At 57.5% G+C, this 11,598-nt stretch carries 10 protein-coding genes; 7 read left to right on the forward strand and 3 right to left on the reverse strand.

Annotated elements, in window-relative coordinates:
• Nucleotides 1-10 precede the first annotated feature (10 nt).
• The gene (locus tag ACZY0R_RS36160; RefSeq protein WP_488865246.1) at nt 11-2,722 is read right to left on the reverse strand and encodes a hypothetical protein; all 2,712 of its coding nucleotides are present in this window, start codon (nt 2,720-2,722) and stop codon (nt 11-13) included.
• A 1,144-nt stretch (nt 2,723-3,866) separates the two neighbouring features.
• Here ACZY0R_RS36160 and ACZY0R_RS36165 point away from each other — a divergent pair.
• The 4 genes from ACZY0R_RS36165 to tnpC all read left to right on the forward strand — a co-directional run bounded on the left by ACZY0R_RS36165 (nt 3,867) and on the right by tnpC (nt 7,697).
• Complete coding sequence (locus ACZY0R_RS36165) at nt 3,867-4,199, forward strand: hypothetical protein (protein ID WP_488865248.1); 333 nt, start codon at nt 3,867-3,869, stop codon at nt 4,197-4,199.
• A gap of 1,003 nt (nt 4,200-5,202) precedes the next feature.
• Nucleotides 5,203-5,679: an IS66-like element accessory protein TnpA gene (gene tnpA, locus ACZY0R_RS36170; protein ID WP_488865250.1), complete on the forward strand. Its 477-nt coding sequence runs from the start codon at nt 5,203-5,205 to the stop codon at nt 5,677-5,679.
• Entirely contained in the window at nt 5,679-6,032 is a 354-nt protein-coding gene (gene tnpB, locus ACZY0R_RS36175) for an IS66 family insertion sequence element accessory protein TnpB (protein WP_376990061.1), read from the forward strand. Before tnpA ends, tnpB begins: the two co-directional genes overlap by 1 nt.
• Nucleotides 6,033-6,089: 57 nt before the next feature.
• The gene (gene tnpC / locus ACZY0R_RS36180; RefSeq protein ID WP_488865252.1) at nt 6,090-7,697 is read left to right on the forward strand and encodes an IS66 family transposase; all 1,608 of its coding nucleotides are present in this window, start codon (nt 6,090-6,092) and stop codon (nt 7,695-7,697) included.
• An 81-nt stretch (nt 7,698-7,778) separates the two neighbouring features.
• Here tnpC and ACZY0R_RS36185 read toward each other — a convergent pair whose 3' ends face one another.
• Both ACZY0R_RS36185 and ACZY0R_RS36190 read right to left on the reverse strand, forming a co-directional pair.
• Nucleotides 7,779-8,039, reverse strand: coding sequence for a hypothetical protein (locus ACZY0R_RS36185; protein ID WP_488865254.1), 261 nt, complete (start codon nt 8,037-8,039; stop codon nt 7,779-7,781).
• A gap of 791 nt (nt 8,040-8,830) precedes the next feature.
• Entirely contained in the window at nt 8,831-9,490 is a 660-nt protein-coding gene (locus ACZY0R_RS36190; RefSeq protein WP_488865256.1) for a DUF6471 domain-containing protein, read from the reverse strand.
• Nucleotides 9,491-9,570: 80 nt separating this feature from the next.
• Here ACZY0R_RS36190 and ACZY0R_RS36195 point away from each other — a divergent pair, with 80 nt between their 5' ends.
• The 3 genes from ACZY0R_RS36195 to ACZY0R_RS36205 all read left to right on the forward strand — a co-directional run bounded on the left by ACZY0R_RS36195 (nt 9,571) and on the right by ACZY0R_RS36205 (nt 11,366).
• Nucleotides 9,571-10,125 carry an HAD domain-containing protein gene (locus ACZY0R_RS36195; RefSeq protein ID WP_488865258.1) on the forward strand — a complete coding sequence of 185 codons (555 nt, stop codon included), beginning with the start codon at nt 9,571-9,573 and terminating at the stop codon, nt 10,123-10,125.
• Between the two features lie 10 nt (nt 10,126-10,135).
• Nucleotides 10,136-10,636 carry an HAD domain-containing protein gene (locus ACZY0R_RS36200; RefSeq protein WP_488865260.1) on the forward strand — a complete coding sequence of 167 codons (501 nt, stop codon included), beginning with the start codon at nt 10,136-10,138 and terminating at the stop codon, nt 10,634-10,636.
• A gap of 235 nt (nt 10,637-10,871) precedes the next feature.
• Entirely contained in the window at nt 10,872-11,366 is a 495-nt protein-coding gene (locus ACZY0R_RS36205; RefSeq protein WP_488865262.1) for an HAD domain-containing protein, read from the forward strand.
• Nucleotides 11,367-11,598: the final 232 nt, after the last annotated feature.

Consider the following 11,598-nt stretch of genomic DNA (forward strand, 5'->3'; position numbering starts at 1 on the left):
TCAGATTCATTCAGCTTCGCTCAGTACGCGCGAGAAATGCGCCACGACTATCGGCACGAAATATCTTCCGGTGTCGCAGATGCCCGAATGAACTCGCCGCAAGTTCCGCGTCATCCTCCGCGGCTCCTGCAGACTGCGCCGTAACAAAGGATGAACCAAGCAATCTGCGCACCTTTTGTACGATGAACGAATCTGCTGGGTATGCGTAGGTCCAGCGACCATCGATTAACGCAGGGCCGGAATTTCGCGCCCCTCGCGTGATTGCTTCTGAAGCGAGCGCATGGACCAAATAGCCGTCCTTGGGTATGCGCACCAAAAGATTTTGTCGGTGTTCAAAGAAATGAGTGCTCTTGCGTCGGTACGCCTCGGTGATGGCGACCACGCGGGAAGCGGTGACGAATCTCGTGGCGTTGCCAGTCTCCGAGACGACGAACAGGTCCTCTCTGTCGCCACGCTCGCGCCGGAAGCGCTCAATAGCAACAATATCCAGTCTAGACGTGAACCGATTTTCGAAAGAGCCTCGCTCCCAGGTCCATTTGCCGAATCGGCTGTGGCGAGATTCATCGGCCGTGTCTACCGGCCAGCATTGAGGAGCTGGCGGAAACGTCACTGCAACCGCGTCTGTCACTGTCCACCCCAATTCGGCGACAACAGCAGACAACCCGGTACCCGTTGCCCACAAAGACAGCGCCGAGTAATCCCCGACTCCTCGTCTTGTCTCCACCGCGCACCCGGCAGCGATTGCTGTTTCTGCAAATCTTCGCCGCACAGTCGTGGGCGCGCTGCCGCGCAACAAGAGCGCTTCGCTATCATCGGCAAGCCTGCTTCTCACAAGGATTGGCGGACACAGCCACCAGCATCGCGCGCGCCACTGTACGTTAGAGGTTTCCACGAGCCAGCCGCTCTCCGTAAGGCCGCGGAGTATGTCCCAAGGAGACGGTGCGTCCGGGCGCAATATCTCACGCATTGCGGATACTAGGTCTTGCTCTGTCCATCCAGAGCGGCCACCCGTGTACACGGCCTCCAAAAAATCATCAAACCGAGTGACAGCGTCCGCGCAGGATTCGACCGTATCATCCCCTGTGGGAGAGGGGTCTACGGTAGGAGGTAGTGTGACTTGATGATTGCAGGTTTCCGACACCACCTTCCAGCGCGTATCGTCGACGTAAGGAAGGCTAATGTGCTCAAGGGCATCAGGAAAGAACGATAATGTCTTCTCTACTGCAAGTGGCTCGGCATCCGGTAATATGTCCTCTTCAAGCAAGACCCTATATGGGCCTTCGAGAGGGCATGTGGATTCTATGTGCCAGAACGGGAACTCGTCTTTAGTGAGCGAAGCCTTGTTGCTGTCGCCCGCCCCACCTCGTAGCGAAGGCACACCCGGCCCGTTGACGATGAGTTTCGGCAATAGCGAGACTCTTCCGACAAGGCCAGTGGCAGTCTTAAAACCACCGCTGACAAGTAATGCCTGTGGAAGTGCCGTCGTGAACCCGCTAGTTCTGTACCCGAGGTACTGATAGACCGACAGGGTCTCACGAGCAGGAAGTGGACCGGCCAACATCCAGTCTTCGCCAATTGGCGTAGCTTGAGCCCTCCATTGCTGAGCAAACTCACTCTTCCCCTTGGCCACTAGGAGCATACAGCGCACGGGCAGGTCCGGCGGAGACAACCGGGACACCCATAGGCCAAAGCGCTCTTCTAGAAACGGTATCAGTCCTCCGCTAACTGCCGCACAAAGCGAGGTACCGGCACCAGACAGCGCGTGCTTCACAAGCCATTTAGGCAGTAGTCGAAGGACCTCATCTGCGCAACCTTCGAGTCTCTTCTCCGCGTGCGGGAATCCCTTGGCATCGACCACGTTCAACTGCAACTCTGCGTCTTCAACCTCCGACCCGAAGCGGAGTTCCAACCGTGGGAGCAAACTGTTGGCATTGAGCGCAGTCCGGCCAAGTTGGAGTGCTGGGCGCAACGCCAGCCAGAATCGATGAAGTTCAAGTAGGGACGCTTTCGCGAAGTAAAGTTGCTCGTACTCGTCACTGGCCAGTCGCATGGATGGCGAGAACCTGATGTCATTTTTCACTTGCGGACACAGCAGTTTCGCAGCTGCAAGTGGGTCGCTAATCGAGGCATATTGATTGCCCCGCTCCAGCAGTGACCTTAGACGGCTCACGTCACGCCATCCTGGAAAGGCTATGGCATTGGTCAGTCCAAGGTGCTTTCCGGTGCCTGGCTCCGGTAGGACCACTTTGCGCAGTGCGACTCCTGCCTCGCGCTGGCGACTAGACCAGCTTTGCAGGCGGGCCCACAAGCCCGGCAAGGCTGCCCGGTTTGCGAAGATATTTGGTGAGTCAAATGCCACCGCGAGGTTTTCGCCAAACTCTTGGGTCTTGTCGTTACTGTCCGCAGTCGCAACGATGGCGCATGTCATCACCAAAAATCTGAAAAATCCTGGAGTGTCGGCGGCTTTGGTCTGGGAAACCACGCCGTGTGCAAGCATCCGCGACATAGCCTGCGCTCCCCCGCAGGCGCGGCCAAGCTCTTTCACCGGGTTGCAGCTCTCGTCAAGGCACAATGCCGCTGCCAACTGGCTGGGCGACGCGTCGATGTACCGGAGTGCGCCCGCACCGAAAGGCCCGTCGGACCGTAAGTAGTAAGCTGCCAAAGCGGATTCCACACGTTGCTGTTCAGTTGCAAGACATGCTTCGTAGCCAACGGTCGCCACTTCGCGCTCCCTTTCCTTTTCGTATTCTTCGCGCGCTAACTGCGCGCCAAATGTTCAACGGCGTTATCTGGACCAAGGAGGAGAAAATTACGTCCTCGGCCTATTGAACCCAGTAAATGTAACAGATTGTTAGCACGCTGCCACTGGGCGATAGAAACTAGTGGAGCGAGACCGAGGGGGCTATCGGTGCTGCAAATAAGCCCAGATGGAAAGTCTGATAATCGCATCTACATTCTGGCGACAATCCTCCTACCCTTTGTTTGCATACGTATCATCTAACCAACTGCAGACCTGGTCGTTTGGTGCTCGAGGCCCCTCCTCGCTCGCGAGCCTAGTGGCACTAGCTTCGGCGTGCTCGCGCAAGATGTGCGGCTAGGTCGGTACGAGTGCTTCCAGCCTCTTGCAATCAGCGTTAGACGGCCTAAACTTCCTGCAAGCGCTCTCCTGCGCCTCAACTGTTGCCGCCAAAAGTAGAACTACACCCTGGCAACAATCTCCCAACAGCCCTTGCGTGCAAGCGTGCCTCGTACCTCAGGTGCGCCATCGTCCGTGTCTGCAGTTTCGGCTCACGATTGTGCGAGAACACCTGGGCCAAGTTGCGGACCTAACGTTGTCCCCGGCAGGCTGACACTCGCTGGCAGGATACCTGTTGTCAAATGAGCTAGCCACTCGCACTGACGTGTCACGAAAGTGTCCGGCGGCGGCGCCTACTATGAAATCCCCATCGATGGAGAGTTTTCCCGTGCCTTTTGTGCTTGCCGCCCCGGTAGAGGTCCAACCGAGAGTCTCCCTGATTAGGTGGCGTGTATTTCGTACGGAGGGCGGTGACAGACACCTTGCCGGCTACTGTGTAGAAAACTGCCGCGAGCGTGTTAGCTCGCACATCGTGTCGTTCGATTTCACAACGAAGACGGGTATTACGATGAGTGGTCGCAAGTACGCGTTGTCAGGCGTCCCCGGAAGTGATGGGATTGCAGAGCTTGCCTGGATGTTTTGGGCGCTCCATCACGGAATCATGGAGGCCACGGACGTGAGCGAAGAATATTGCTGACTCGATATGAGACACCGGTCTTGCCGACGCCCGTTCAATCCACGGTCCGCCCACAGTGCAGGAAGGTATTCGCAGCTTAGTCAGGAGAACGACATGCCCGTCAAGATTACCGAGCTCCCAGTCGAGTTGACCGCACGGCTCGGGGTGAGCACAGAACTCGCTCGGAGCATCGCTTGCGCAATAGGCGCGCTCTGCTCGCAAGGTCCTGTCGCCGTGGATGCCGTCGTGAACTGCCCCGACGAGGTACTGGGCCGCATCATCAAAGCCGGCGTTGTCATGACTGCAGAGTGCGCTGCGCTTGACGTTTTGAACAGAGAGCTCTCGGAGCGGAGGCTCTCAAGGGATATCTATGAAACGCAGGTTGTCAGAACATCATTCGGCGGCATCGTGGCAACCATGGTGAAAGCGGGAGAGTGGGAGCATTAGCAGCCGGTGCTATGCGCGTTCGTGGATAGCTGAGCCTATAGCCAGCGTCTCGCGCGGTGGCCTTGCACCTGCTCACAAACATACTACACTTCAACCGTGCGCTCCGCTGGCGCACGGCAAACGTTGCCGCCATAAGCAGAACTACACCCCACCCGGCAACAATCTCCCCAACCCTGCAGGCAATCCACGCATAGTCTCGCGAAGCTCTGCCCCTCATTATGCCCAACGGCGAGTCGGTCGTGGGCCCGATGCTGCATGGCCTAGCCCGGTACGCATTCAGCCTTTGATATCTGATGGCTGTGGATAGGCTTGTCTGCAAGTATTTCCCGCCGACTTCTGGTGACTCTGCGCTTACGCACTGAGGCTGAGGAAACGCGGAAAGGAGAGGCACGTGGCTCGATGGATATCAACTCCAGAGGACCTGAATGGTGATGCTCATCTAAGGGAATGGCACGTGATGCTCACCCACGCCGGTACGAGGCACTTTGTTGGCAAGTGTGCGCGTACCGGGTATTACCGGGTCAGCCCTCCCCTCGTGTCGTTCGATGCGAAGAGCAAGATTGGACGGACAGAAGACGGGCATTGCTTTGCCTTGGACGGCTACCCCGGAAAAGATAGGGGTATGTGGGTGTTGTTCTGGCTAGTCTCAACGTGGACAAACAAGGTATCTGGCGCGAAAGACATCACGAACGAGTACTTCATGCTTTAGTGGAGCAGGTATGCGCTGGCGTGTACTGTTCAATAGGCTGGCCGAGGAAACGCCGGCAGTGACTATGACCGAATGACCAAAACATGTTCCTAACTCGCCATGTTAGCAAACCTGCAAAAAGCCGCGGCTAGCTCGGAGCGCAAGCTAATTGAGAGCTGGCGCGTACTCGAAACATACCGGGGCGAGCGCCACTTTGTCGGCAGGTTCTCCGTAAGCGCGAAATTAAGCGCACCTAGCTTTTGCGGCTGAGAGTGGGCAGGCTTGCGTCCGCAACCACTATTTGCGGACGCAAGCATGATCGAAGCCGAATGTGAAGTTCCGCCGCTGAGGGTGATCCGGGTTCGCTCCAACGGAAAGCGAGACTTTGACCCGGGGGATAAGCGCCAACTGGTCGAGACGTGTCTGCGGCCAGGGGTATCGGTAGCGGGGATGGCGCTCAAGGTCGGCATCAATACGAACCAGTTGCGCAAGTGGATTCGGCTGCACCAATTGGCAACAGAAGCCGCGGCGGCCGGTAGTGCGGAACCTGTACTGCCAGCGTTCGTACCGGTCGTTGAGGTTAGCGGCGTAACGCGCGTTTCGGAATCGCCGGTGGCGCTGGAATGTTTGCCGGCCGAGGCGCCTGCTTCGCCCCAACCATCGCTGCGTCCATCTCTGCCACTCGCGGTACTCACGGCGCGGATGCCCAACGGCGTGACGGTGGAACTCCAATGCGGCGAGCAGGACGTCACGCTCGTGAAGGCGATGATCGAAGCGCTGGGGGCGCGTTGATGTTCCGGCTCGACGCTGACCTGCAGGTCTATCTGCACCGCAATGCGGTGGACTTCCGCCTCGGGATCAATGGGTTGGTTGCCCTGGTCGAGCAGTCGATGCAGCTTGATCCGTTTGCCCGCGCCGTCTACGCCTTTCATAACCGTCGGCGCAACCGCATCAAGCTGTTACTGTGGGACCGAAACGGCTTCTGGATGCTTTTGAAGCGATTGGAGGAAGACCGTTTTGTGTGGCCGCGGCGTGAGCACGCGGTGATCGAGCTCACGACCGAGCAGTTGCACTGGCTACTGGACGGTATCGACGTGGACGCCGTGAAGCGGCACCCGTCGCGCAAATATCAGCACACGGCTTGATGGTCGTTCGGTGTGACGTATACCAGATTGGGCGGAGGCTGCACTATCGTGTTCAGCATGAACGAACACGACCTCTCCCAATTGCCGCCGGCCGCCCAGGCCTATATCCGCGAACTTGAAGCGCGGGCTGCTGCCAACGTTCAGCACATCGCCGAGCTGAACGAGCGCATCAAGCTCCTTGAGGAACAGTTCCGCCTCGCGCAGTCCAAACGCTTCGCACCAAGCAGCGAGAAGCTCAAGGACCGTGTGTTCGATGAAGCCGAACAAATGGCCGCTGCGGAGCCGGCCGACGACGATGAGGATGACGCGCTCGCGCCGCCGGACACGGGGCTGCCAGAGCCTGATAAGCCCGCAGGCCGCAAACGTGGCCGCAAGCCGCTGCCGGCGGAGTTGCCGCGCCAACGTATCGAGTACGACCTGACCGAAGACGAGAAGATCTGCCCGTGCTGCCAGGGCGCAATGCACCGCTTGGGCGAGGAAGTCAGCGAGCAGTTGCACATCGAAGCAAAGGTCTCCGTACTGCAGCACGTCCGCTTCAAATACGCGTGCCGGCACTGCGAGCGCAATGCCGAACGCACGCCGGTGGTGACCGCGCCGATGCCAGCGCAACCACTGCCGGGCAGCAACGCAAGCCCAGCGATGCTGGCGACGGTGACCACCGCCAAGTACGTGGATGGAACGCCGCTGTACCGCATGGAAGACGCGCTGGGTCGCGCCGGCATTGCAGTTGGCCGTGGCACGCTGGCCAACTGGATCATCCGGCCCGCGCAACTGCACTACAGCCGACTGTACCAGGCGCTGCGCCGCACGCTGCTGACGCAGCCACTAATCCATGGCGACGAGACGACGGTACAGGTGCTCAAGGAGGAAGGCAAAGCCGCGCAGAGCAAATCGTACATGTGGGTCTACCGCAGCGCGGAGGACTGCGAGCATCCCGTGGTGCTGTTTGACTACCAGCCGGGGCGCGGGCAGGAGTATCCGCAGGCGTTTCTCGCAGGCTACGAGGGCATGCTTATGACCGACGGCTACAGTGCCTGGCGTACCCTCGAAGGCGTCACGCACTTCGGTTGTCTTGCGCATTCCAGACGGATGTTCGTTGATGCGCAAAAGGGGCAGAAGAAGCCCAGCGCGCGAGTGCTAAAAGCGCTCGAGTACTTCAAAGCCCTGTATCAGGTCGAGACGCTCGCCAAGGAAGAGCTGCCCGAAGGCGAAACGCGCGTCAACTACACGTACCGGCTGCGTCAACAGCACAGTGTGCCGCTGCTGGAAGCCCTCAAGGCATGGCTGGACCAGCAGGCACCGCTGGTACTGCCGGAGAGCCTGCTGGGCAAGGCCATCGCCTACGCGCGCAACCAGTGGGAATACCTGAGCCGATACGTTATCGATGGGCGTGCGCCCATCGATAACAACCCGGTCGAGCGTGACATCCGCCCATTCTGCACAGGGCGAAAGGCATGGCTCTTTGCAGACACCGTCGCTGGAGCGAAGGCGAGCGCCATGATCTACAGCCTGATGCTTACGTGCCGCGCCTGTGACGTCGAGCCGTATGCTTATCTGCTCCACGTGCTCACAGAGCTGCCACAGCGCGCGCCGAACGCTGACATCAGCGACCTGTTGCCGTTCAACTTTGCACGGCAGCAAACCGCGCCGCCGCACCCTACCTGAGCAGCGGGTCGATCGTTGCCCCCAAGTCGGGAACTCCATCACACTGAGAGAAGCCTCTCGTTACCCGGTAACAGCGAGGCGCTAGCGGGGGACGTTGAAATAGCGATCCCACCGCTCCGAATCCGGATTGAGCCTGCGCACGATCGCGTCGTCCGCTCGCGCGATCAGCCGCTCCAGCATCTGACGCTTCGTTACCGCGTAACGGTGCGCCAGCCGTGCAAGAGCAAGGTCGGCTTCCGTACTGACCCACATGTCCAGCCGCCGCTCTCCGTTGCCGTCCTTGCCCGCCGTCGCGCGCCTTGCCCGATAGGCGGCCTGCCGCTGTGCTGTCGTCTGCGCCATCCTGCTCTCCTCATGATCGTTACCCGGTAACACCCCGTGCGGCAACGTTACCCGGTAACAACTGGAATCCTCAAGGTGTGCTGGATTTAGCGCTTACGGTTCTCCAAGGCTGGTAGGTACTGGGCAACTGCTCGCATCGTTGAGTTTGACCCTGCCACTCTCACTGGGACGACCGATGGCGGAGGAGTCTATGTTCTTGTCGGGGAACCGGGGACCGCAGAGGCAGCGGAACGCTTCGCTGGGCTCTGCGCTGTATTTGACGAAAGACTCACGGGAACAAGAGACGTAACAATGGAAGTTCTAGCTCACACAGATTGGATTTCGTTGGGTCGTATATGGCCGTCTGTCGTCAATAGGGCGTCGGACCCACGAGTTTGAGTTCAGCTCCTGACATGAGGCCAGCAAACGCGCATGGTTTTCGTCGCCAGCGCAAGTGTGGCCGCGCAGGCGCTGCGGTACTAGCCACGTCTCTAGTGTGCTACTTCCACTGGCAGATTTCGCACTCGTTCTCCCCTTATAGCCGATGCTCGCCAGTGTCGCTCATCGCCACTAGGGTGAGCGCACAATCGTCTGCGGCACATTCGTCAACTCGACACGGAACCTGCCGACACGAGCTTGCTTTTCTCGTATTCTGGCCTAAGCTAATGGCGAGGGTTATCCCTCGCGACGGACCACTTGGAGCATAGAACCGCACGGTGCCTAGTGGCCTAGGCTTCATGGTTCATCTAGCCGCTGAGGTTGACCCCCACAGTCCACGGTCACGTCTGTTCGATAGCGTTCATGCAACGTTGTCATTCTATTGGGGGCGCTGTCGGGGGAGCTTGACTCGGGCGGGCCGTCAGGAGAGTGCTCCGTATGTCCGAGAGGTCCACTATTCGGTCGAGCCCTTCGATGGGGGCGACCAAGCAGAACTGGAGTAGGAGCGTGAAAGGGTAAGACCCGCTTGCAACCTGTTGCTCTACCGAGGAATGGCGGAATTGAATACCGAGCGCCCGTAAGCGCCTCTCTAATGTGCTAGCCGTCAGGGAGTGCGCATGCAGTTCATGCAGAAATATTCGGGTTGAGGCGTCGTCCCAGTTATCGCAGCTTGCTAATAGAGCTTTCCAATGAGCTGGGTGGTCAGATTCCAGAGCGCGTAGGAGTTGTAAAAAGAAACTGCACCGAAATGCCCCTCTAAGGAGCTTTCCCTCGAGTCCTTTCACGGATTCCTGAACGCCCATACGCTCGAGCCGCCGGAGCAATTCCTCGTGACTTACGCCTTTACGCACGAGGAAGCCTCGCGCGGTGCGTGACGCCAGGCGGGTCCATGCAGTGTCCGTATGGGTCAATTCAAATTCCTTTGGGCGAAACGACGTATACCGTCCCGGTGGAGAGAATCGGGCGGCACAAATCCGACTGGCAACAGTAGAACTACACGCCGCAGAGCGGCAAGGTCGGCATACCACAAACACGGCAGCGCACTCATTCTATTACCACTTTCTTCAGATGTGGGGGGAGCGGGTCGCGCGCTGTGCCATGCGGAGTTGCCGATATGTCTGCGACGACTTTATATCTTGGTTTCGAGGGAGTTCTTCATCCTGCCCAAGTTACGTTCTGCAAAGGATTCCCTCCTGTGCTGCGCCGGCACGGGCATACCTTTTTCGAAAACAATGCAACGCTCGAACGAATCGTTTGGGCGCATCCATCCATCCGCATTGTTCTTCATACTTGGTGGGTTCACTACGAGGGCTACACCTCGGCCTTGCGCTGCCTCCCAATTTCCGTACAGGAGCGAGTCGTTGGGGCGACCTGCCCTGGAAACCGTCTCTTAGGATTTCGTTGCAAAGCGATACCGACGAGGCGCGATTGGCTGCTCAACGATTTGAGACGACGGGAACCCAAGCGCCCGGTAGTTATGGATTCCGACTGGAATCAATTGCTACCAGGTTTGGAGAGCTCGACGCTCATCTTGAACGGTTCATACGGTCTCGCGAGTGAACGCACGTTGCAAGCGCTGTTGCGCCTCCTCGGGGCGGACTACGACGCCGACGACTCGCGGACCTGCGGGGCAGACAAGTACACCAATAGCGCTGTCGCGCGGGACTAGGGAGTTCGCAATGGACAATACAAATATTCATCTTTTTCTCAACTTCGAAGGCGTAATCGTAAGGCCGATGGCCGGCGTGGTCGGGCTTCATGAAGTGAAGGGCGAAGACGAGCAATTCTGGTGTTGGGCGTCACCACTCACCGAACTCGTCGAACAGCACGACGCGGTTCTGGTACTACGTAGTTCTTGGCTACTGCAAATGTCCGTTCAAGACATTGTCAGCAGGATGCCCCGCGCACTTGGTAGTCGCGTTGTGGGAGCGACCGACCCCCTTGTAGAGCTCCGGTTCTCCGGAGCGAACCGCATAGCCTACTCCTACGAGGTCGTAGCGCGCTATGTGCAGCGAAATCAGCTTGCTGCCTGGTGCGCGGTCGACGACCGCGAGGAACGTTGGCCAGCGGAAGAGCGCTGGAGATTAACTCGTCCAAATCCATTGACCGGATTAAGTGATTCGGAGACTTGCCGGGAACTGGGAGCGACGCTAGCGCGCGTCGCCAAGACGCCAAAATAAAAGTCAAGCGAAATTTATGGGCTTTTGTGAGTCTACTCACAGTTTAGTATATTTAGCTGATTTTAGCGTCGCGCGTGCGCAACATCGACACATTTCTTAGTGAAAAATCGAGACGCATTTCTCTACGCGATGAGCGGACTTATTTTTATAAGAATTCTTCTACTTTTAAAGTGTAGACGCCGCATTTTTTACAAGCGAAAGAAGTTAATTACATATTAATATCTGGAAAATCGACATGCAAGGTGTGGAAATTTATTTAAACTTCGATGGGGTACTTACCCCAACCGCACGAAGTCCGTCTGCGCTAACGATAGAAGACTCGTTACAGCTTCGTCAATCCATGCGCAATGGCTCAACGATTCTGTCGGAATGCATAAAATCACTGCCAAGTTGCTCACTTGTACTAACGAGTCGAAAGGTACTTGACTTTGGATTTATCGTTGCAAAACAATTACTTACACCGGAACTGTCGGTGCTGGTGGTTGATTCTATCTTTTCTAGCTCGGAGATTACGGAGTCGATTTTATCCAAGGCGGATAGAAGTCAACTCATCGAGCTTGCTTTAAAGAGAAGGCGCCCAAAGGCATGGTTCATACTTGACCATACCGATACGCAATTTCCGGATTGGTGCCTAGAGCATGCCGTACTGCTGTCGCCGAACGAAGGTATTGTCTGTCGAAATGCGCTGAATTACGTAAGGAGAGCGGCCACCTTCTTTGGCTCTTCCTGATTGCGATTAAAAAAGCTGCTGCAATTAATTTAAACAATGGATGCTGACGTGCCGCTCCAACCCCTCGTTTGTAACCAGCGAGGGTATTGCCGTTAACGCCTGGATGGCGCTAGGATGCTGCCCGACAAATGCAGTTTGTCGGCGAATGCGAACCGCCGACGGGCTTAATTGTTAGAAACCAGTGCACTGGGACTCGCCCTGCCGCATATTTGCGGCACCGTAAACGGAAAAA

It is taken from the genome of Cupriavidus sp. F041, assembly GCF_057814235.1.

Bases quoted from the DNA above. Each gene is read 5' to 3' on its own strand.
- ACZY0R_RS36165 (WP_488865248.1), top strand. From the start codon at position 3,867: ATGCCCGTCAAGATTACCGAGCTCCCAGTCGAGTTGACCGCACGGCTC.
- tnpA (WP_488865250.1), top strand. From the start codon at position 5,203: ATGATCGAAGCCGAATGTGAAGTTCCGCCGCTGAGGGTGATCCGGGTT.
- tnpB (WP_376990061.1), top strand. From the start codon at position 5,679: ATGTTCCGGCTCGACGCTGACCTGCAGGTCTATCTGCACCGCAATGCG.
- tnpC (WP_488865252.1), top strand. From the start codon at position 6,090: ATGAACGAACACGACCTCTCCCAATTGCCGCCGGCCGCCCAGGCCTAT.
- ACZY0R_RS36185 (WP_488865254.1), bottom strand. From the start codon at position 8,039: ATGGCGCAGACGACAGCACAGCGGCAGGCCGCCTATCGGGCAAGGCGC.
- ACZY0R_RS36195 (WP_488865258.1), top strand. From the start codon at position 9,571: ATGTCTGCGACGACTTTATATCTTGGTTTCGAGGGAGTTCTTCATCCT.
- ACZY0R_RS36200 (WP_488865260.1), top strand. From the start codon at position 10,136: ATGGACAATACAAATATTCATCTTTTTCTCAACTTCGAAGGCGTAATC.
- ACZY0R_RS36205 (WP_488865262.1), top strand. From the start codon at position 10,872: ATGCAAGGTGTGGAAATTTATTTAAACTTCGATGGGGTACTTACCCCA.